This window comes from Subtercola sp. RTI3 (genome assembly GCF_035018625.1).
GTDB lineage: Bacteria > Actinomycetota > Actinomycetes > Actinomycetales > Microbacteriaceae > Subtercola > Subtercola vilae.
In genome coordinates this window covers 16,455-37,569 of sequence record NZ_JASJXO010000003.1, presented here as the reverse complement: position 1 = coordinate 37,569, position 21,115 = coordinate 16,455, and the positions used below count along the sequence as shown (strand labels likewise).

The 21,115-nt window shown below is 66.3% G+C and carries 18 protein-coding genes; 9 read left to right on the top strand and 9 right to left on the bottom strand.

Annotated elements, in window-relative coordinates:
* Window position 1: 1 nt before the first annotated feature.
* The 4 genes from QN358_RS02235 to QN358_RS02220 are packed head-to-tail and all read left to right on the top strand — an operon-like array spanning window position 2 to window position 3,002.
* Window positions 2–688 (top strand): nucleotide exchange factor GrpE, encoded by a 687-nt coding sequence (locus tag QN358_RS02235; RefSeq protein WP_416351946.1) that lies wholly within the window; start codon window positions 2–4, stop codon window positions 686–688.
* Entirely contained in the window at window positions 681–1,691 is a 1,011-nt protein-coding gene (locus QN358_RS02230) for a DnaJ C-terminal domain-containing protein (RefSeq protein ID WP_136641430.1), read from the top strand. Before QN358_RS02235 ends, QN358_RS02230 begins: the two co-directional genes overlap by 8 nt.
* Entirely contained in the window at window positions 1,688–2,113 is a 426-nt protein-coding gene (locus QN358_RS02225) for a heat shock protein transcriptional repressor HspR (RefSeq protein WP_201799244.1), read from the top strand. The genes QN358_RS02230 and QN358_RS02225 overlap by 4 nt, the downstream gene beginning before the upstream one ends.
* 4 nt (window positions 2,114–2,117) lie before the next feature.
* Complete coding sequence (locus tag QN358_RS02220; protein ID WP_323511473.1) at window positions 2,118–3,002, top strand: hypothetical protein; 885 nt, start codon at window positions 2,118–2,120, stop codon at window positions 3,000–3,002.
* On the opposite strand, the gene mptB is transcribed toward QN358_RS02220, so the two are convergent.
* Window positions 2,941–4,524, bottom strand: coding sequence for a polyprenol phosphomannose-dependent alpha 1,6 mannosyltransferase MptB (gene mptB, locus QN358_RS02215; RefSeq protein WP_323511472.1), 1,584 nt, complete (start codon window positions 4,522–4,524; stop codon window positions 2,941–2,943). The genes QN358_RS02220 and mptB overlap by 62 nt on opposite strands.
* Window positions 4,525–4,674: 150 nt before the next feature.
* Here mptB and QN358_RS02210 point away from each other — a divergent pair, with 150 nt between their 5' ends.
* Complete coding sequence (locus QN358_RS02210; RefSeq protein WP_136641433.1) at window positions 4,675–6,846, top strand: ATP-dependent Clp protease ATP-binding subunit; 2,172 nt, start codon at window positions 4,675–4,677, stop codon at window positions 6,844–6,846.
* 29 nt (window positions 6,847–6,875) lie between these two features.
* Here QN358_RS02210 and acs read toward each other — a convergent pair whose 3' ends face one another.
* The 6 genes from acs to QN358_RS02180 form a co-directional block, all read right to left on the bottom strand.
* A complete protein-coding gene (gene acs, locus QN358_RS02205; protein ID WP_323511471.1) occupies window positions 6,876–8,936 on the bottom strand; it encodes an acetate--CoA ligase in 2,061 nt (686 codons plus the stop codon).
* 117 nt (window positions 8,937–9,053) lie between these two features.
* Complete coding sequence (locus tag QN358_RS02200; RefSeq protein WP_136641435.1) at window positions 9,054–9,647, bottom strand: nitroreductase family protein; 594 nt, start codon at window positions 9,645–9,647, stop codon at window positions 9,054–9,056.
* 115 nt (window positions 9,648–9,762) lie between these two features.
* On the bottom strand, window positions 9,763–10,893 hold the full coding sequence (locus QN358_RS02195; protein ID WP_136641436.1) for a threonine aldolase family protein: 1,131 nt from the start codon (window positions 10,891–10,893) through the stop codon (window positions 9,763–9,765).
* Window positions 10,894–11,122: 229 nt separating this feature from the next.
* Complete coding sequence (locus tag QN358_RS02190; RefSeq protein WP_323511470.1) at window positions 11,123–12,559, bottom strand: DUF6421 family protein; 1,437 nt, start codon at window positions 12,557–12,559, stop codon at window positions 11,123–11,125.
* A gap of 133 nt (window positions 12,560–12,692) precedes the next feature.
* Window positions 12,693–13,145 carry a hypothetical protein gene (locus QN358_RS02185; RefSeq protein ID WP_136641438.1) on the bottom strand — a complete coding sequence of 151 codons (453 nt, stop codon included), beginning with the start codon at window positions 13,143–13,145 and terminating at the stop codon, window positions 12,693–12,695.
* A gap of 12 nt (window positions 13,146–13,157) precedes the next feature.
* The gene (locus QN358_RS02180; protein ID WP_272898609.1) at window positions 13,158–13,478 is read right to left on the bottom strand and encodes a YdeI/OmpD-associated family protein; all 321 of its coding nucleotides are present in this window, start codon (window positions 13,476–13,478) and stop codon (window positions 13,158–13,160) included.
* 15 nt (window positions 13,479–13,493) lie between these two features.
* On the opposite strand from QN358_RS02180, the gene QN358_RS02175 reads away from it, so the two are divergent.
* Both QN358_RS02175 and QN358_RS02170 read left to right on the top strand, forming a co-directional pair.
* Window positions 13,494–15,725, top strand: coding sequence for an acyltransferase family protein (locus QN358_RS02175; protein WP_323511469.1), 2,232 nt, complete (start codon window positions 13,494–13,496; stop codon window positions 15,723–15,725).
* Between the two features lie 143 nt (window positions 15,726–15,868).
* Window positions 15,869–16,795 (top strand): AEC family transporter, encoded by a 927-nt coding sequence (locus QN358_RS02170; RefSeq protein ID WP_323511468.1) that lies wholly within the window; start codon window positions 15,869–15,871, stop codon window positions 16,793–16,795.
* A 10-nt stretch (window positions 16,796–16,805) separates the two neighbouring features.
* On the opposite strand, the gene QN358_RS02165 is transcribed toward QN358_RS02170, so the two are convergent.
* Window positions 16,806–17,645, bottom strand: coding sequence for an exodeoxyribonuclease III (locus QN358_RS02165; protein WP_136641441.1), 840 nt, complete (start codon window positions 17,643–17,645; stop codon window positions 16,806–16,808).
* Window positions 17,646–17,683: 38 nt separating this feature from the next.
* Between QN358_RS02165 and pyrE the strand changes: the two genes are divergently transcribed.
* Both pyrE and QN358_RS02155 read left to right on the top strand, forming a co-directional pair.
* Complete coding sequence (gene pyrE, locus QN358_RS02160) at window positions 17,684–18,232, top strand: orotate phosphoribosyltransferase (RefSeq protein WP_323511467.1); 549 nt, start codon at window positions 17,684–17,686, stop codon at window positions 18,230–18,232.
* A 155-nt stretch (window positions 18,233–18,387) separates the two neighbouring features.
* Window positions 18,388–20,256, top strand: a complete 1,869-nt coding sequence (locus QN358_RS02155; RefSeq protein ID WP_136641443.1) for a DUF2207 domain-containing protein — start codon at window positions 18,388–18,390, stop codon at window positions 20,254–20,256.
* Between the two features lie 34 nt (window positions 20,257–20,290).
* Here QN358_RS02155 and QN358_RS02150 read toward each other — a convergent pair whose 3' ends face one another.
* Complete coding sequence (locus tag QN358_RS02150) at window positions 20,291–21,091, bottom strand: HAD-IIA family hydrolase (RefSeq protein ID WP_136641444.1); 801 nt, start codon at window positions 21,089–21,091, stop codon at window positions 20,291–20,293.
* Window positions 21,092–21,115: the final 24 nt, after the last annotated feature.

Below are 21,115 nucleotides of genomic sequence, written 5' to 3'. Positions count from 1 at the left end.
AATGGCCGACAAAGACAAGTCAAACGAACAGAATGATGAGTCTGGCCAGTTCCCCGCCGGGTCTGAGGGTACTTCCTCAGACCCGGTCACGGGTGAGCCGGTAGAAGACGCAGCGTTCGTCGAGGCCGAAGGCCCCGACGTCGAGACGTCGACGACGAACCCCGATGAGATGTATTCCGAAGCAGCAGAAGAGGGTGAGACCGTGGGCGAGGGCGAGTTGAACGACGACGACCTGAGCTTTCTCGATGCGGTGAGCGCCGGTGCTGCCGACGACCTCGCTGCAGAGCGGCTCGCCGACCTGCAGCGCATCACGGCAGAGTATGCCAACTACCGCAAGCGCACCGAGGCCAACCGCGAGGTTGAGCGCGAGCGCACGGTGGGTGACGTGGTGAAGATTCTGCTGCCCGTTCTCGACGATCTCGATCGTGCCGAGAAGCACGGCGACCTGGCCGAGGGGCCGTTCGCCTCCATTGCAGGCAAGCTGCGCACGGGTGTCGAGCGGTTCGGGCTGAAGCCCTTCGGGTCGGTGGGCGAGCCTTTCGACCCGCAGCTGCACGAGGCCATCTTTCAGCAGCCGAGCGCCGACGTTCAGGTCGAGACCATCGCTGATGTCGTCGAGACGGGGTACTACCTCGGTTCAACACTGCTGCGCGCGGCCAAAGTTGTCGTAGCGGTGCCGAATGGCTAGCCAAGACTGGTTCGACAAAGACTTCTACAAGGTTCTGAGCGTCTCGAAAGACGTCTCTGCTGCCGACCTGAAGAAGCAGTACCGCAAGCTCGCTCGCCAGTACCACCCCGACTCCAACCCGGGCGATGCGAGCGCTGAGGCGAAGTTCAAGGAGATCAGCGAAGCCCACTCGGTTCTCGGTGACCCCGAACAGCGCAAAGAATACGACCAGATTCGCGCGATGGGTTCTGGCGCTCGCTTCACAGCGGGCGGCCAGGGCCAGTCGGGCGGGTTCGAAGACGTCTTCGGCGGCATGTTCGGCGGCGCTGGCGGGCGCGGCGGTGCCGGTGGCGGCAGCAATGCCGGCTACTCGTACCAGCAGGGCGGTTTTGACGACCTGCTGGGCGGCATGTTCGGTGGCAACCAGGGCTTTGGCCAGCCGAGCGGTGGCTACCGTGGTTTCGGTGGCCCCACCCGGGGCCGCGACGTCACCGCGCGCACCACGGTGGACTTTCTCACCGCCACCAAGGGCGACACGATCAAGCTGCAGACCGCAGAGGGAACCACCATCACGGTCAAGATTCCCGCCGGGGTCTCCGACGGCCAGAAGATCAAGCTGCGCGGTAAAGGCGAGTCGAGCGCTGATGGCGGCGAGACCGGCGACATCGTTCTGACGGTCTCGGTGCGCAAGCATCCGGTCTTCGAGCGCGACGGCCTGAACCTGCGTGTGAACGTGCCCGTGACGTTCGTCGAAGCTACTCTGGGTGCCACGATCGAGGTTCCCACTCTCGGCGGCGACCCCGTGAAACTGCGGGTGGGCCCTGGCACCCCGAGTGGTCGAGTGCTGCGGGTCAAGGGCAGGGGAGTCGAAACCCCGAAAGGCACGGGCGACCTGCTCGCTGTCGTTCAGGTGGCGGTTCCGTCGCACCTGTCTGATGAGGCGCGCAGCGCACTCGAGGCGTTCCACGCTCTCGAGCCGCAGGAGAACCCGCGCGCAGAACTGTTGGCCAAGGCGCACGAATGACCATGCCGGTGAACGAAGACGCTCCGCTGTTCGCTATAGCGGTGGCGGCCGAACTCGCCGAGATGCACCCGCAGACACTGCGGCAGTACGACCGGCTGGGGCTCGTGAGCCCCAGCCGCACCGCCGGCAAGTCGCGGCGGTACTCGCTTCGTGATGTGATGCAGTTGCGTGAGATCGCGCGGCTCGGGTCTGAGGGAATCACTCTCGAGGGCATCCGGCGCATTCTCGAACTCGAGAACGTGAACCAGCAGCTCGCGAGCCGCATTCGCGAACTCGAGAGCGCGCTGGCCGACGAGCTGCTGAATCGCCCCGGCCGGCGCGTGTTCGCCGCGGGAACCGCCGGTGACGTGGTGAGCCTCAAGAGCGGTATGCGTGCCCAGCGTCGCACCGAAATAGTGGTGTGGCGCGGCCTGACACAATAGAGGCATGACTCTGGCCCCACCCCTCGGACTGCTGCTCGACATCGATGGGCCCATCGCCTCGCCGGTCACCCGGTCGATCGTCATCCCTGAAATCGTCACCGATCTGGTGAAACTGACGGCCGCGGGTGTTCCGATCGCGTTCATCACGGGGCGCTCTGACGCCTTCGTGCTCGAGCAGGTCATTGCGCCTTTGATGGCGGCGGGGCTCGGCGACGCTCTGGCGGGTGGCGGGCGCATGTTCGTGGTCTGCGAGAAGGGCGCCACGTGGTTCACGGTGGGTGCCGAGGGCGCGGGCAATGTTCAGATCGATGCGACGGTGGCGTTGCCCGAGGAGTTCGCGGCGGGCATCCGCAAGCTGGTGGCTGAGAAGTTCTCCGACTCGATGTTCTTCGACGAGACCAAGCGCGCGATGGTGTCGGTCGAACAGCTGCCGAGCATCGAGGCGTCGGTGTACCAACCACTGCAGCTGGAGTACAACGAGGTCGCGTTCGCCGAGCTGGTCGAGCGCGGGCTGGGTGCCCGGTACGGTGACCGCGAGGCGCCGAACGCCGCGGGAGATGTTCCGTTTCGCATCGACCCCACCATCATCTCGACCGACATCGAGTCGGTGACGCTCGATAAAGACCGCGGGGCCGAGCGCGCGCTCAGTCACTTCGCCGAAGAAGGCGAGCCCCTGCCTGCCGTCTGGCGGTCAGTGGGCGATTCGCGAAGCGACTACAGGATGGCCGACTATCTGCACCAGGCCGGCTACGACGTGGCGCACGTCGACGTTCGCCCGAGCGATGGGGTTTTGCAGCGGCCCTACCCGGTGATCGTCGAGGGCGAGCTCATCCACGACGAAGCGGGAGCCGCGTTCTTGCAGTACTGGGTGCAGAAGCTCGGGCTGTAAGAGCGGCGCCCCGCGCTTCGGCTTTGGCTGCTGCGCGGTGGTCGAGTGCCTGGCGTAGCCTCCGTCGCGCGAGGCCGACCGACAGGTCTTCGTGCAGGCAGTACGCCACGATGAGTATCACGGCACCGCCGCTGATGATGACGGTGCGAACCACTTGCGCCACGACGTCGCCCTGTACCGCGTCGGAGATGTCCATTCCCTCGGCGATGCTCACGCACGCGAAGAAGATGGTCGCCGACACCGCGAGATGCGTGGCGAGGCCGTCGCGAATGCCGAGTATGGCGAAGAAGACGAGGCACCACGCCGCGTACCAAGGGTGAATGACGGGCGAGAGGATGACCGTGGCGGTGAATGCCAGGGCCAGCCGCATGAGCGGGTCGATGTTTCGCTTCGTCAGCATGAGCCACGCGACGGCGATCACCATCACGCCGATGGCGATGAACTTGACGACGTTCGCGGGCGTTTCGCCGTTCAGCCCGAGCGCTCCGAAGGCACCGCCCACGCTGATGGCGAGGATGTTCACGGGGGCGTACCAATGCGAAACCGAGCCGGGCGTGGTGAGCGTCAGAACCCAGCCGAAGCCCACATTCATTGCGAAACCGATGGCGCCGAGCACGCCGCCCGCGATGAGAACGGAGATGATCCAGTACTTCAGGGTGCTTCGAAGGGTGCGGTTCTGACCGGCCCAGATCATGCCCACGATGGGCAGGGCGAGAACCGCAATGGGCTTCACCCCGATGGCGGCCGTCATGAGCAGGATGGCGATGAGCGGGCGTTTGGTGAGCGCGTAGTAGAGGCCAGCCACCATGAACGCGAGCATCAGCGCGTCGTTGTGGCCGCCCACGATGAAGTTGAACATCGTGACAGGGCTCGCCAGCACGAACCAGAGCATCTTGGCGGGCTCGATGCCTCGCAGCAGGGCGATGCGGTATGCGAAGAGCGCCAGAATCACGACGCTGGCAATGGCCAGCAGGCGAAAGAGTGCAACGGCCACGATGGGCGAGGTGCCCACAGCCGAGACGACGACCTGCTCGATCCAGAGGTAGATCGGGCCGTAGGGCGCTTTGGCATTCGCCCACATGGGGTCGACGCCGATGTTGAACCAGCCCTGAACTGCTGAGATTCCGTCGACGTAGGGGTTGAAGCCAGCCACCATGAGTCGACCCTGGCCCACGTAGGCGAAGAGGTCACGGGTGTACAGCGGCACGGAGAAGATGAGGGGGGCGGCCCACGCGGCCGAGGTGACGATGACCCGCCGCAGGGCATCCGGCGGGTTCGCCCGGAGAGCCACGCCGAGCTTCAGCCAGGCGATCACCAGCAGGAGGCCGGCTCCGATGACCACGATGGTGCAGACGTGCACAGCGACGTCGTTGGCACGAACCGCATCGATGAAGGGCCAGCCGAGAACATTCGAGCCGGGGCCGAGCCAGCCCACGCCGATCGATCCGAGCGCGATGAAGAGCGTGCCCACCAGCCCCAGAACGAGCGGCGAACCAAGTTCTCGCCTCAAAATACTCTTCATTGCAAATATTTTATGCTGTGACAGCTGTTAACGGGGTGACTGTGATTCACAGAGTAGCCAATGATACTGGGACAGGCTAAAATTGAGCCAGCCAGACTCAAGTTTGAGTCGAGGCAACGCATTCCGTTTCGACGAAAGGCCCGATCACACATGCAGCCGCAGGGTGGGCAGCAGAACGAGAAAGAGCCGAGCGCTCTCGAGAAGTACGGCGTCAACCTCACCGCTATCGCCGCGAGCGGCAAGCTCGACCCGGTCATCGGCCGCGACGCAGAGATTCGCCGCATCAGCCAGGTGCTGACCCGGCGCACCAAGAACAATCCCGTGCTCATCGGCGAGCCCGGTGTGGGAAAGACGGCCGTGGTCGAGGGGCTCGCCCAGCGCATCGTCGCGGGCGACGTGGCCGACTCGCTGAAGGGCAAGCAACTTGTGTCACTCGACCTGGCGGCGCTGGTGGCCGGCGCGAAATACCGGGGCGAGTTCGAAGAACGGTTGAAGGCCGTGCTGAAGGAGATCAACGACGCGAACGGGCGCATCATCACGTTCGTCGACGAACTGCACACCCTGATGGGCGCGGGTGGTGGCGAGGGGTCGGTGGCGGCCTCGAACATGCTGAAGCCCATGCTCGCTCGCGGCGAACTGCGCCTCATCGGGGCCACGACGCTCGACGAGTACCGCGAGTTCATCGAGAAAGACGCGGCGCTCGAACGGCGCTTTCAGCAGGTGTTCGTAGGCGAACCGACGGTCGAAGACACCATCGCCATTCTGCGGGGGTTGAAAGAGCGGTACGAGGCGCACCACAAGGTGTCGATCGCCGATGCCGCGCTGGTTGCGGCCGCGTCGCTGTCGAACCGCTACATCACCGGTCGCCAGCTGCCCGACAAGGCCATCGACCTCATCGACGAGGCGGCGTCGCGGCTCCGCATGGAGATCGACTCGGCCCCGGTCGAGATCGACGAGTTGCGACGCAGTGTCGACCGGTTGAAGCTCGAAGAGCTGGCTCTGAAAAAGGAGAAAGACGAGGCGAGCAAGCAGCGGCTCGAGAAGCTGCGGCTCGATCTGGCCACGCGCACCGAAGAACTCGGCGTTCTGCAAGAACGGTGGGACAGGGAGCGGGCAATCCTGAACCGCGTGGGCGAGCTCAAGACGCAGCTCGATGCGGCCCGAATGGCCGCCGAGAAGGCGCAGCGTGAGGGCAACCTCGAACGGGCATCCAAGTTGCTCTATGGGGAGATTCCCGTGATCGAGCGTCAGTTGCGCGAGGCAGAGACCGCTGAGCAGAACCCCGACGAAGAGCGCATGGTGAGCGACCAGGTCACCGAGGCCGAGATCGCGTCGGTGATCGCGCTGTGGACGGGCATTCCCGTCGACCGCCTCACCCAGGGCGAGACCGAGAAGCTGCTGAACCTCGAGGGCGAGCTCGGCAAGCGGCTCATCGGCCAGAAGCCCGCGGTGCGCGCGGTGGCCGATGCAGTGCGGCGTACCCGGGCCGGCATCTCCGACCCGAACCGGCCCACGGGCTCGTTCATGTTTCTGGGCCCAACCGGTGTGGGCAAGACCGAGCTCGCCAAGGCGCTCGCCGAGTTCTTGTTCGACGACGAGCGGGCCATGATCCGCATCGACATGAGCGAGTACGGCGAGAAGCACTCGGTGGCGCGGCTGCTGGGTGCCCCTCCCGGCTACATCGGCTACGAACAGGGCGGGCAGCTGACGGAGGCCGTGCGTCGGCGTCCGTACTCGGTGGTGCTGATGGACGAGATCGAGAAGGCCCACCCCGAGGTCTTCGATGTGCTGCTGCAGGTGCTCGACGACGGCCGGCTCACCGACGGCCAGGGTCGCACAGTCGACTTCCGCAACACCATTCTGATTCTCACGTCGAATCTCGGGTCGCAGTACCTCGTCGACCCGTCGCTGTCAGACTTCGCCAAAGAGGAGGCCGTACTGCAGGTGGTACGCCAGGCGTTCAAGCCCGAGTTCATCAACCGGCTCGACGACATCGTGGTGTTCTCTGCGCTCTCGCACGACGACCTCGCCCAGATCGTGTCGCTCTACGTCGATCGGCTCGCCCGCCGGGTGGCCGAGCGTGGGCTGTCGCTGGCGGTGACTCCGGATGCCCGGGCCTGGCTCGCTGAGCGAGGGTACGATCCAGCGTATGGGGCTCGACCGTTGCGGAGGCTCATGCAGCGCGAGATCGACGACCGGCTCGCGACGGCGTTGCTCTCCGGGCGCATCCGCGACGGCCAGACCGTCTACGTGGGCCTGGCCTCTGACGACTCGGGCCTCACCGTGGGCCCCGCCGTCTCCGACGCGTCTCTCCCCGACTGACGGGCGGGCGGGCAGGCGACCGGGGCGGGTCAGATCCGCCGCGCCTCCAGGATGGCGGCGATGCGGGCCGGAACGGTGTCGTCTTGCAGCGACGTGGTGTCGCCGAGGGTGCGGCCGTCGACGAGGTCGCCGAGCAGACGCCGCATGATCTTGCCCGAGCGGGTCTTGGGCAGGTCGGGCACCACGATGAGGTCGCGCGGTTTCGCGATGGGCCCGATGGCGTGCGCGACGTGCGCGAGTAGCACCGCCGAGAGTTCGGCTTCGAGCGACGCCCAGAACGCGGGGTCGTGCGCGTGCTGCTCCGACACCTCGCGTGACGCGATGACGAAGGCCGCGATGGCCTCGCCCGTCGTGGCGTCGGCCACCCCCACGACTCCGGCCTCGCCGACCAGGGGATGCGACACGAGAGCCGACTCGATCTCGATGGTCGAGAGGCGATGGCCCGACACGTTGATCACATCGTCGACCCGACCGAGCAGCCAGATGTACCCGTCGTCGTCGTACTTCGCGCCGTCGCCGGCGAAGAAATAGCCCTGGGCGGCGTACTTCTTCCAGTACGAATCACGGTAGCGCTCGGGGTTGCCCCACACGGTTCGGGCCATCGAGGGCCAGGTTCCGTCGAGCACGAGGTATCCGCCGGAGCCGAAAGCCACCTCATCGCCCTGCTCGTCGACGATCTTCGCCGTCAGGCCGGGCAGCGCGCGCGTGGCCGATCCGGGCTTCAGTGCGGTGACGCCGGGCAGGGGGGCGATGATCGCCGACCCTGTCTCTGACTGCCACCACGTGTCGACGATGGGCGCACGGCCCCCGCCGATGTTCTCGTGGAACCACACCCAGGCCTCGGGGTTGATGGGCTCGCCCACGGTGCCCAACAGGCGCAGCGTCGACAGGTCGAACTGCGGCGGCAGGCCATCCGGAAACCACGTCATGAACGTGCGGATGAGGGTGGGCGCCGTGTAATACGTGGTGACGCCGTAGCGTTCGATGATCTCGAAGTGGCGCCCGGCGTGCGGGGTGTTCGGTGTGCCCTCGTAGATGACGCTGGTGGCGCCGTTCGAGAACGGACCGTAGAGCACGTAGGTGTGCGCCGTGACCCACGCGAGGTCGGCGGTGCACCAGTAGACGTCGGTGGGTTTGGCGTCGAAGGCGGCCCAGTGGCTCCAGCTGGCCTGGGTGAGGTAGCCGCCGCTGGTGTGCACGACGCCCTTCGGTTTGCCAGTCGTTCCGCTGGTGTAGATGATGAACAACGGATGCTCGGAGTCGAAGAATTCGGCCTCGTGGGTCTCGGGCACCCCGGCGATCGCGTCGTGGAACCACACATCGCGCCCGCCCTGCCACGGGATGTCGGGGGTCAGGTCACCGGTTCGGCGCACCACCAGCACGTGCTCGATGGTGTTCACGCCCGTCTCGGCGTTACCGCTCACGGCCTCATCGGCGTTCGCTTTGACGGCTACGGCCCTGCCGCGCCGAAACTGCCCGTCGCTGGTGACGAGCAGCTTGGCACCGGTGTCTTCGACGCGAAACTTCAGGGCCTCGGCCGAGAACCCGCCGAACACGAGCGAGTGAATCGCGCCGATGCGCGCGATGGCGAGCGTGATGACAATGGTCTCGGGAATGACTGGCAAGTACACGACCACGCGGTCGCCCGCGACGATTCCGAGCGCAGTCAGGGCGTTCGCGGCCTGGGCCACGCGGCGCTGCAGGTCGGCGTAGGTGATGCGCTCGCGGTCGCCGGGTTCGCCCTCGAAGTGGATGGCAACGGTGTCGCCCCGCCCGGCATCCACGTGCCGGTCGACGCAGTTCACGGCGACGTTGAGCCGGCCACCGACGAACCATTCGGCGACGGGGATGCTCAGCAGGGGTTCGCCGTCGCTGGTGCCGGCAGCCACGGGCACAGCGGGCTTCCACGTGTGGGCGGTGTGCCAACGTTCGGCCCAGACGAGGCGATCGGCCTGCTGCTCCCAGTAGGCCACGGGGTCGGCCGCCGCGCGGGCATACTCGCCCTCATCGACGTTCGCCTGGGCCGCAAAGGCAGCGGAGGGCGGGTAGACGCGGTTCTCGCGGAGCAGGTTCTCGATTGTCGCAGACACGCTTCAACGGTACCCGGCGGCGGGCGGTGGTCGGCGCGGCGGAGTCACCGGGGGTAACGAACGGCCGGGCAGTAGTGGCCGCCTGCGCCGAGGCGGCCACTACTGGTGCAGCGACGGTCAGTCGTTGATCGGAACAACCTCGGCGAGCGGCTTGCGCTCGCGCGGAGCGACCTCGCGGGCACGGGTCTTCTCGTCGGCCAGCGCGTCGGCCGGGGCGAGCACGCCGAGTGCGGTGACGGTGACCGGCTCCCAGCGCTCGTCGATGTCGAACGCGGTGCGGAGGCCCTCGACCTCGATGCCGCCCATCTGGTGCACGTGCAGACCGTCGTTGTGCGCCTGCACGGTGAGGTTCGCGACGGCCTGGCCGAGGTCGTACATGCCCCACCGGCGCGGTTTGCCGTCGACGTCGACGACCTCAGCGATGTTGACGATGAGAACGCTGGCGTTCGGGCTCCAGGCCTGGTTGAAGCCCATCAGGTTGGCGTTGATCAGGTCGAATGTGGCGGTGCCGCGGCGACCGACGATGAACTTCCACGGCTGGGTGTTCGACGCCGACGCCGACCATCGCGCTGCCTCGAGGGCGGCGGTGAGCACCTTCTCATCGATGACGGCTTCGGGTTCGAACGATCGCGGGCTCCACCGCTCGGCGAGCACATCGAGAATCGGAGCGCTGGTGTCGGCGGTGCGGGCTGAGGTGTCGGTGAGAGACATGGGTGCTCCTGGGTGTGTGAATCAGCGGGGGATCAGGGCATCATTGCTCGTCACGGTGTACAACAACCGTAGCGAGGGGTTATTCCATGGCAATGGGGTGCCGCTGAGAGGGTTCTCAGTGCGTGTCGGCGAGGATGCCCGCCAGCGCGGCCACGAACGCATCGACGTCGGCTTCGGTGGTGTCGAACGCGCACATCCACCGCACTTCGCCGGTGGCGTTGTTCCAATCGTAGAAACGGAACACCTCGCGCAGCCGGTCGGCCACCCCGGGCGGCACGATGGCGAACACCGCGTTCGACTGGGTGGGGCGGGTGAGGGTGACGCCGGGCATCCGGTCGACCGCCGCTCTGAGCCGCTGGGCCATGGCATTCGAATGCGAGGCCGAACGAAGCCAGAGGTCGTCTTCGAAAAGCGCAATGAGCTGGGCACTGACGAAACGCATCTTGCTCGTGAGCTGCATGTTCATTTTGCGCAGGTAGCTGAGGCCTTCGGATGCCCGGGGGTCGAGCACCACGACAGCCTCGCCGTAGAGCAGACCGTTCTTTGTGCCGCCGTAGCTCAGTACGTCGACTCCCGCATCGGTGGTGAACTCGCGAAGCGGTACACCAAGGCTTGCGGCGGCATTCGAGAGGCGCGCGCCGTCCATATGCAGTCGCATGCCACGTTCGTGCACGTGATCGGCTATCGCACGCACCTCGTCGGGCGTGTAGAGCGTGCCGAGCTCTGTCGTCTGCGTGATCGAGACGGCGAGCGGCTGGGCGCGGTGCTCGTCGCCCCAGCCCCAGGCCTCGACGTCGATGAGGTCGGGCGTCAGCTTGCCGTCGGGCGTCGCGACGGTGAGCAGCTTCAGACCGCCGATGCGCTCGGGGGCGGCGTTCTCGTCGGTGTTGATGTGCGCGGTCTGGGCGCAGACCACGGCGCCCCAGCGCGGCAGCATCGACTGCAGGCTCAGCACGTTGGCGCCGGTGCCGTTGAAGACGGGGAAGGTTTCGGCTTCGTCGCCGAAGTGCTGCTTCATGACGTGCTGCAGGCGGGCGGTGTAGACGTCTTCGCCATACGCGATCTGGTGGCCCTCGTTGGCGGCGGCGAGGGCGGTGAGCATCTCGGGGTGCACGCCGGCGTAGTTGTCAGACGCGAAGCCGCGGAGCGCCGGGTCGTGCAGGCGCTGGGTGGGGGCGAAGGCGGCGGTGGTGGTGTCGGGTGCGGCGGGTGCGGTGCTGGGGGTGGTGTCGGGTGCGTCGGTCACAGCATCCAGTCTCCCTCACCGACCGCGCACGCGTCTTGCGTGCGGCGCAACGCTGCTGCGCCGGTTGAGGTTCGGGCGCGGCGTGTCAGCCGCCGGCTGCTCCCACCCCTGCCCGCCGACTCGAATTGGTTGAGGGGCCGAGAGGAGCCTCCGCGAGGGGATACTTCGCCGAGCCGAGCCGAGCCGAGCCGAGCCGAGCCGAGCCGAGCCGAGCCGCCGCCGTGTGCGGTCAGCGGGCCGTGTGGCCGGTGATGCCCGCGGTCGACTCGATGACGCCGCCCATCTTCTTCTGCAGCGCCTCGTAGAACATCGACAGGGGAAACTCGTCGGGCAACACCTGGTCGGTGAGACCTCGGGGTGGGCCATCGAGGGGCAGAGCATCCGGCCCCTTCGCCCACACCGAAGCGGGGTTCGGCGTCACGGTCGCAGAGACCAGGGCATACGCGGCGAGCCAGTGCGCCGTCTTCGGGCGGTCGATCGAACGCCAGTAGAGGTCGTCGATCTCGGCACCGAGCGCTATGACCTGGTCGGCGATTTCGGGCCAGTCAATGGTGAGGCGGGTGTCGGTCCAGTGCAGAACGTGGTGCTGGTGCAGCCATGCGAAGAGCAGCTGGCCGCCGAGGCCGTCGTAGTTGCGTACGCGGGCTCCGGTGAGGGCGAAACGAAAGATGCGGTCGAAGAGAATGGCGTACTGCACCCGTTTGGCCGTGGCGATGGCGTTCGCCGAGTGTGTCTGCGGTTCACCGGCCGCGGTGTGCAGGGCGGCGCCCCGCTCGATGCGAACGGCTTCGCGAAAGGCGGTGAGGTCGCAGCGCAGCTCTTCGAGCGTGTACAGAAAGTACGGCATGCGCTGCTTGATCATGAACGGGTCGAAGGGCAGGTCACCGCGCATGTGTGTGCGGTCGTGGATGAGATCCCACATGACGAAGGTCTCTTCGGCCAGCCGCTGGTCGGAGAGCAGGGCTTCAGCGTCGGCCGGCAGTTCGAGCCGCGTCGTCTCGGCGGCGGCCTGCACCACGAGGCGAAAGCGTGCGGCTTCGCGGTCGGCGAAGATGGCGCCCCAGGTGAACGAGGGAATCGCCCGCATGGCCACTGTCTCAGGAAACAGCACGGCCGAATTGGTGTTGTACCCCTCGGTGAAGTCGAGAAAACGAATGGGCACGAACAGTTTGTTCGAGTAGTCGCCGGCTTCGAGCTCGGCGACGAACTCGGGCCAGATCACCTCGACAGCGACGGCCTCGAAGAGCCGGTCGGGGCTGCCGTTCTGCGTGTACATGGGAAAGACGACCACGTGCCGCAGCCCGTCGACCCGGTTCGATTCGGGGTGAAAGGCTGTGAGCGAGTCGAGAAAGTCGGGCACACCGTAACCGTCGGCGGCCCAGCGCTCGAAGTCGGCGGCACTGGCTTCGAGGTAGGTCGCATCATGCGCGAAGGGCTGCTGAAGTTCGTGCAGGCTCCGGATGATCGTGGCCACCAGTTCGGCAGCCTCAGCCCGGTCGGCGGAGTCTTCGAGTGACCCGTCGTGCTGCTGCGCCAGCCGAAGCTCTGCCACGGCTGCCTTCAGGGTGTGCCAGGCGGGGTGCAGGGCGAGGGTGTGGCGGTCTTCGACGACCTCCGGTTCGCCTGTGATGGCATCTGCTGTGAAAGAAGATGTGCGTGAAGACATGAGAACCTCCCGTCGGCCTGCTGCTGGAGTGCGAATGCGCTCACCCGAAGCCTAGAAAGATTCCGGCCGTCGTTTCGTCAGCATCTGGCGGGTTTCCGGCGAGAATGCCGGGCGGGACCGAAGAAACTTGCGTTCAGCGGGTCTGGCCGAGCAACAGATTGATTCGCAGCCCGTTGCGTGTCTTCACGATCTCGGCGGGGATGCGTGCGGTGCGGCCGGCATTCTCGAGCCGGGTGAGGGTGTCGAGCACGGGTGCCTCGAGCCCTCTCGGAACGTAGCCGACCAGCCCGGTCATCCGGGAGTCGACGAACAGTCGAACTGCCACGGGTGCGTCGGTGCGCTCTTCGTCGAGGGTACGGCGGGCGACGAAGGCCTGCAGGTCTGAGACGTTCTTGGCCTGCACCTCGGCGATGGTCTGCTGGCAGGGATCGCTTGCAGCGAGCTGCAGGGTGACCTTCGCGTTCTTCGGCAGCATGTCGTAGCGGTAGTCGGTGAGCTTGCCGGTGCCGGAGTCTTTCTTCGAATAGCTGAGCGGCTCGGGGGTCGCGGCGGGTTCAGAAGAGGAGGAGGGCGTCAGTGCGGTCACGGTGCGATGTTACTAGCCGGGCTGCTGATCGGCGAGCGAGGCGACCGCCTTGTCGATGCGGCGCTGGCGCGTCTCGGGGGTCTTGGCTTCGTCGATGGCAACGGTGAAGCCGCGTTTGTTGCTGTACGAGAGCGTTTCGAACACGTCGCGGGCGATGGGGCGTGACGGTGCTGCGGTAGGTGAAGTCGTTGATGGCGACCACCACGGCGTGCCGTTTGGCCGTGCCGAGAGATTCGTAGACGTTGAGTGGAACCACGATGCCGGTGGCCGATTTTCCGCTGGTGATGAGCGACGTCTGAAACTCCATACCAAGGAGTATTCCTCTTCGCCCACAGGTACGCACCAGCGGTGAGTTCTGCACAGGCCGATGCGGCGGAGGGTTCGAACAGAAGGGTCGAAGTACCATGGGGCACTATGCAACCAACGAGCCTTCGCGGCCGGTCTGCCGCCCCGAGCGGTGCTCCGGCGCACTTTCTGCCGCACATCCAGGGGCTTCGAGCCATCGCGGTGCTGCTCGTTGTCATCTACCACTTCTGGCCGGGCCGCCTCACCGGCGGCTACATCGGCGTCGATGTGTTCTTCGTCATCTCGGGTTTTCTCATCACGCAGCAGCTCTCACGGGAGCTCGAGCGAACCGGCCGAATCACACTGCCGTCGTTCTGGGCGAAGCGGGTGCGGCGGCTGCTGCCGGCGGGCCTGCTGGTGCTGCTGTTCAGCGTGATCATGACGCTCACGGTGATGCCGTTGAGCGCTCTGGCCGAAAATGTCAAAGAGATCGCAGCGAGCACGTTCTACGTCGAGAACTGGGCGCTCGCGGCGAACTCGGTCGACTATCTGGCAGCGTCGAACGACGCGTCGCTTGTACAGCACTACTGGTCGCTCTCGCTCGAAGAGCAGTTCTACCTGATCTGGCCCATTCTGCTGCTGGCCGCGTCGCTGTTCGGAGTGAAGCGCCTGAGCGCCAAGGCGGGTGCGGCGAAGGGCCGCTGGAACGCGATGATCACACTTGTCGTTCTGGTGAGCGTTGTGTCTCTCGTGCTCTCGATCGTCTTCACGAAGAACGACCCGGCAACGGCCTACTTCGTCACGTACACACGGGTGTGGGAGTTCGGGGCGGGCGCCATTCTCGCGCTCATCCCGCGCCTGCGGCCCACCCGAGCCTGGGCAGGCAACCTGCTGGGTTACGCGGGTGTCGTGATGGTCGTCGGCGCGGCCTTCGTGTTCGACCGCAACACCGCGTTCCCCGGGTATGCCGCACTCGTGCCGGTGCTGGGAACAGCGGCCATCATCGCGTCGCACCCGAGTGGCCGCTGGTTCGATGTGGGCCGAGTGCTCGCCTCACGGGTTCCGCGATTCATCGGTGACATCTCGTATTCGCTCTACCTCTGGCACTGGCCGCTCATCGTGGTGGCGCCCTTTGTGCCGGGCTGGGGCCTCTCCATCTACAACCGCATCGCGCTGCTCGCCATCTGTTTCGTGCTGGCGTGGCTCACGAAGAAGTTCGTCGAAGACCCGGCTCGGCAATGGCGGTTCTGGGTCGCACGAAAGCCCCGCTTCAGTTTCAGCTTCATGCTCGCGGGCATGGCGGTGCTGGCGTTGCTCATCGGTGGGGTGTGGGGCGTGCAGCAGCCGAAATACCAGGCCGCTGCTGATCAGCTGGCCTCGACGGTGGCGAGCCCGCCCGACTGCTTCGGCGCCGCGTCTGGCCCGGGGCCGGTGGTGACGTCGTTGGCGGGTACGACGGCATCAGCATCAGCACCATTGGCAGCGGCTGCGCTCTGCTCGAATGCGGCGCTGGCCGGAACGATCGTCCCGTCGCCCGGGTTCGGCAACGCCGACCGCCCGGCGCACCCCGAGTGCCTGGTGACTCTGAACGACTCCGGGCTGTATGCCTGCCACTTCGGGTCGACCGACCCGGCGGCGAAGCGTGTGGCGCTCATCGGCGACTCGCACGCGTACGCGCTGCTGGAGCCGTTCATCCAGCTTGCCACCGACAACGGCTGGGCGCTGACCACCTACATCAAGGGCGGCTGCCCGTGGAACACCGATGCACTGCAGGGCGCCGACGCGTTCTCGGTCTCGTGCAACACCTGGCGGGGCAACCTGACCACCGAGCTGGCCACCGTGGCACCGTACGACGCGGTGTTCACGGCAGCGCTCGCCGACGCCGGAGCGCCCGGCACCTCGGCCACAGGTAAGGCTCTCGCCACGGGCTTCAGTGCCGCGTGGAACCAGGTGACGAGCAGGGGAACCCCTGTCGTGACCATGGTCGACAACCCTGCGTGGAGCGACGACCCCAACAAGTGCCTGCGAACTGAGGCTGAAGCCGACTGCGTCGAGCCGCGCGCCGACGGGTTGGTGGCAGACCCACCGGTGGGTGTCGCCGCGGCCGCATCGATCGCCGCGGGCGAGAAGGTCACCCTGCTCGACTTCACCAGCACGTTCTGCAACACGAACGACTGCTACGCGGTCATCGGTGGCGCCAACGTGTACCGCGACCAAGACCACCTGACGAACACGTTCGCCACCACCCTTGCGCCGTACCTGACGTCGGCGCTGGTGGCCGCCATGGCGCCCTGACCAGTGGCGTGGCGTGGGGGCCGACGGGCTGATGACGGGTCGTGTGCTGGCGGTTGGTGGCCTGACCGGTCGCGTGCGGGCAGTTGGTCGGCTGACCGATCGCGTGCTGGCAGGTCGAACGTGAACAGAACGGGTCGCGACCTGTGAGCGGTGTGCTGATCGGCTTCGCCATCATCGGATCCGTCATCCTCGTGGGGTACGTGGTTCAGCGGGCAGGCATCCTGCCGGGCGAAGCCCAGCGAACCCTGAACCGGCTTGCCTTCTTCGTTTCGAGCCCGGCGCTGCTGTTCACCGTGCTGGCCCGCGCCGACGTGCACGTGATCTTCTCGTCGTTCCTGGTCGTGACACTGCTGTCTGTAGTGGTGACGGCGGGCATCTTCGTGCTGCTGTCGCGGCTGTTCTTTCGTCGCGGCGTCGCGGAGACGACCATCGCCGCCGCTGCGTCGTCGTACGTGAACGCGAACAACATCGGGCTGCCGGTGGCCACCTACGTGCTGGGCGATCCGCAGTTCGTGGCGCCCCTGCTCATGCTGCAGCTGATCGTGATCGCGCCGCTTGTTCTGACCCTGCTCGACGCGTCGCGCCGAGGGTCGGTGTCGGTGCGCTCGATCGTCACCCAGCCGCTCCGCAACCCGATCATCATCGCCTCGATCGCCGGGCTCATCGTTGCGCTGTCGGGCTGGAAGATGCCGGATGCCCTGCTTCAGCCGTTCCAGCTGATCGGCGGCTCGGCAATTCCGCTCGTGCTCATCACGTTCGGAATGTCGCTCTCAGGCCAGCGCCCGCTCGCACCCGGAACCGGTCGACGCGAAATCGTCACCGCCACGGTTCTGAAAAGCATTGTGATGCCTGTGGTCGCGTACCTGGCAGGGCGCTACCTCGTGAACCTCGACGGCGTGCACCTGTTCGGCGTGGTGGTGCTCGCGGCGCTTCCGACGGCCCAGAACATCTTCAACTTCGCGCACCGGTACGAGGTGGGCATCGTCGTCGCCCGCGACGTGGTGCTGCTCAGCACCATCGCCTCGGTTCCTGTGTTGCTGGTGGTGGCCAGGCTGCTCGGGCCGCAGTGACCTGGCAGCGTCAGCCGAAGATCATCGGGCGGTCGTCGTCGTCTTCGGTATCGAGCTCGAGGTCGACCACAACCGGCACGTGGTCGCTGGGGGCGTCACCTTTTCGTTCGTTGCGGTCGATGCGGGCATCCGAGACCAGCTGCTGAAAGGCGGGGGAGCCCATGATGAAGTCGATGCGCATGCCCTCGTTTCGGGGAAAGCGCAGCTGCTTGTAGTCCCAGTAGGTGTAGCCCGTGGGCACCAGCGGGCGCACCACGTCGGCGAGGCCGAGCGCCTCGAACTCGGCGAACGCTGCACGCTCGAGGGGCGAGATGTGGGTGGAGCCCTCGAAGGCAGCCAGATCCCACACGTCGGTGTCGAGCGGCGCGATGTTGAAGTCGCCCATGAGAGCGAGGGGCTGCTCCGGATACTCGGCGATCCATTTTCGGGTGTCGACCGCCAGCTGCTTCAGCCACTCGAGCTTGTACGTATAGTGAGCGTTCTCGAGGTCACGGCCGTTCGGAACGTACAGGCTCCAGAGCCGCACCCCGTTAACCGTCACGCCGAGCGCGCGCGCCTCTGCCGGCAGCGCGCCGTTCTCGTCGGGCTTGCCGAAACCAGGTACGCCCTCAAAGCCCACCGTCAGGTCTTCCATCGGCAGGCGGCTGGCGAAGGCCACGCCGTTCCACTGGTTCAACCCGTGCAGTTCGACCTCGTAACCGGCCTCAGCGAAGGGCTCGAACGGAAACTGCGTCTCCTTGCACTTGATCTCCTGCATGGCGAGTACGTCGATGTCTTCGCGCACCAACCAGTCGGTCACGCGGCCCACGCGGGCACGAATCGAGTTCACATTCCAGGTGGCAACACGCATGCCCCCAGCCTATTTGCTGCGCGCGATAAGGTTGAGCCGTGACCGATGCACGCGACAAACTCATCAAATTCATCTCCGACGAAGCAGTTTTTCACGGCGACTTCACCCTCACGAGCGGCAAGAAGGCGACGTACTACGTCGACCTGCGAAAAGTCAGCCTCGACCACCGCGTTGCCCCGCTCATCGGGCAGGTCATGCTCGACGTGATCGCCGAGATTCCCGATGTGTTCGCCGTGGGCGGGCTCACCATGGGCGCCGATCCCGTTGCTGCCGCCATTCTGCACCAGGGTGCGGCGCGCGGCGCGACGTACGACGCGTTCGTCGTACGCAAGGAGCCCAAAGACCACGGCCGCGGCAAGCAGGTCGAGGGCCCTGACCTCGAAGGCAAGCGCGTGGTGGTAATCGAAGACACCTCGACCACCGGCGGTTCGCCGCTGAAAGCCATCGAGGCGCTCGAGAAGGTCGGCGCCATCGTGGTGGGTGTGGCCGTCGTGGTCGACCGCGACACCGAGGCGCGCGCACGCATCGAGGCGGCCGGCTACCCCTACTACTACGCCATCGGGCTCGACGACCTCGGGTTGAGTTGACCCTGAAGCAACGAGCGCAACTTCTACTGCTTCCTCAGCAGGTCGTCGGGCGCTGCCTCAGCTGCGACGTTGCCGGGCCCGCTTTCAGCGGGTAGGTTCGAGGGGCTCAAGCGTTATGCTGAGGGCTTCTCATGACGAAAGGCAGAAGGCGCGCTGTGGCGATTCGATCGATCGTGCGAAGGGCGGCTGCGGCGGCGCTCGTGGCGGGAGTGCTGGCGCTCGCAGGCGGTGGGGCGGCGAATGCCGCGGTGCCAGGTGCGGCCGGTGCGGCGGCTCCCCTCAGTGCCGTGCGTGGCGACGCGAACTCGTTCGATTTCACCAGCTACCACGGTGACTTCACGCTGGGCCGCGATTCGGCCGGGCATTCGACGCTGTCGACGGTCGAGACCTTCGTGGCCCAGTTTCCGGCCGGCGACCAGAACCACGGCATCCAGCGGGCGATTCCCGAGAAGTACGACGGGCACCCCACCGAGGTGAACATCGTGTCGGTGACCGACGGCGCCGGGCATCCGCGAAGCTTCACGACCGACTCGCAGAGCGGCCTGCTGCTCGTGACGGTGGCTGACGCGAACTTCGTGCACGGCGCGCAGACCTACGAGTTCACCTACACGCAGACCAACGTGACGAAGTTCTTTGCCGACACGAACGACGACGAGTTCTACTGGGACACGAACGGCACGGCATGGAAGCAGCCGTTCACGAGCGCGACGGCCACCGTGCATGTTCCGGCCGCGTTGGCCTCGAACCTGACGGGCAAGAACGCCTGCTACCGAGGCGTCACCGGTTCGACGAACACCTGTGACATTCAGGTGGGCACCGACTCGGCTGCCGGTGGCAGCGTTGTGACGACGGCCAGCCAGGCGCTGGGAATCGGCGAGAACGTCACCGTGGTGGTGGGGTTCACCGCCGGCACGTTCACGGCTCGGGATGACTCGTTCTTCGCCTCGGGCGCCGCGATCGCCGAGCTCGTGTTCGTCACTCTGGCGGTACTGGCCGCGGTGGGGGCCATGGCCTACCGGCTCACCGCGCTGAAAGACGGTGCCGGGCGGCCGACCATCATTGCCGAGTACACACCGCCGAAGGGCGTGAACCTGCTGCTGGCGTCGGCCGTCTACAAGCAGTCCGATCGGGCGCCCGCCGCGAGTTTTGTGAGCCTGGCGGTGCGCGGAAACATTCAGATCGTCGAACAGCAGAACGATGGCCGTGGCGCGAAGACGTACTGGCTGCGACTCGTCGGTGTACAGGGTCTCGACGACACCGAGCTCGCACTCGCTCGTGTGCTGTTCGGCGACACCCTGACGCCGGGCGCGTGGAAGCAGCTCGAGCGCCACGACACCGCGCTCAGCTCGGGCATCTCGTCGCTCGTGCAGTCCACGAAGCGCCTCGCGGTGACCGAGGGGTACGTGCGAGGCGGCGTCGGGCTGTTCAGTGGCCTCTTTGTGGTGGCCGCTGTGGTCATGGCCGGGCTTGCGTTCTTCATGTTCACGTTGGCTGTGAACGGCGACTACGGCGGGGCGGTGCCGTACGTGCTGCTGGCGCTGGCGGCTCTGTCGGTGGTGGTGGCGTTCGTCGCAGGAACGAAGAAGCCGCTCACGCCGAAGGGCGCCGAGCTGCGCGACTACATCAAGGGCCTTGAGCTCTACATCCGGCTGGCGGAGAAAGACCGGTTCGCCATGTTGCAGAGCCCCGAGGGGGCCCTCAAGACGCAGGTCAGCGCTCCCGATCGTGGCCAAGTGGTGAAGATCTACGAGAAGCTGCTGCCGTATGCGGTGCTGCTGAACCTCGAGACCGAATGGTCGCAGGTGCTCGGCACGTACTACGAGAACCTCGGTACGCAGCCGGCCTGGTACGGCGGCAACGTCGGTGCGTTCAACGCGGCGTTCTTCGTGGCGAGCATCGGGTCACTGTCGAACGTGGTCGACTCGAGCCTGGCCGCGAGTACGCAGAGCAGCTCGTTCGGCGGCTCGGGCGGTGGCGGCTTCTCGGGTGGCGGTGGTGGCGGCGGAGGCGGCGGCGGGGTGTGACCCCGGCCGGCCTCACTCACCCCTAACGGCGAAATCAGATCGCGTCGGACTCCACCGGTTCTGACGAGACCAGCTCGTAGACACCCTTCAAGATCTCGTCGGGGCGAAACGGGTACTTGTCGATCTCGGCCTGGTCGCTGATGCCGGTGAGCACCAGAATCGTGTGCAGGCCCGCCTCGATGCCGGCGACCACGTCGGTGTCCATGCGGTCACCGATCATTCCGGTGTTCTCCGAGTGCGCCCCGATCTTGTTGAGCGCCGAGCGGAACATCATGGGGTTCGGCTTGCCGACCACGTACGGCTCTTTGCCGCAGGCCTTGGTGATGAGGGCGGCAACCGCACCGGTGGCCGGCAACGGGCCCTCGGCGCTCGGCCCTGTCGCATCCGGATTCGTCACAATGAACCGGGCGCCGGCCGAGATGAGGCGGATGGCCCGGGTGATGGCCTCGAACGAGTAATTGCGCGTCTCGCCGACGACCACGTAGTCGGGGTTCGTGTCGGTGAGAATGAAGCCGGCCTCGTGCAGGGCGGTCGTGATGCCCGCTTCGCCGATGACGAAGGCCGAGCCGCCGGGCTGCTGCGATTTGAGAAAGGCTGCGGTGGCGAGGGCGGATGTCCAGATCGACTCTTCGGGAACCGTCAGCCCCGACGCCAGCAGCCGGGCGCTGAGGTCGCGCGGGGTGAACATCGAGTTGTTCGTCAGCACGAGGTAGGGCTTGTCTTCGTCTCGCCACTGCTGCAGCAGCTCAGCGGCGCCGGGAAGGGCCTGGTTCTCGTGGACGAGAACGCCGTCCATGTCGGTCAGCCAGCATTCGATTTCGTCACGGCGGGACATAGCGCTCCTTCGGGTGCACGGGTG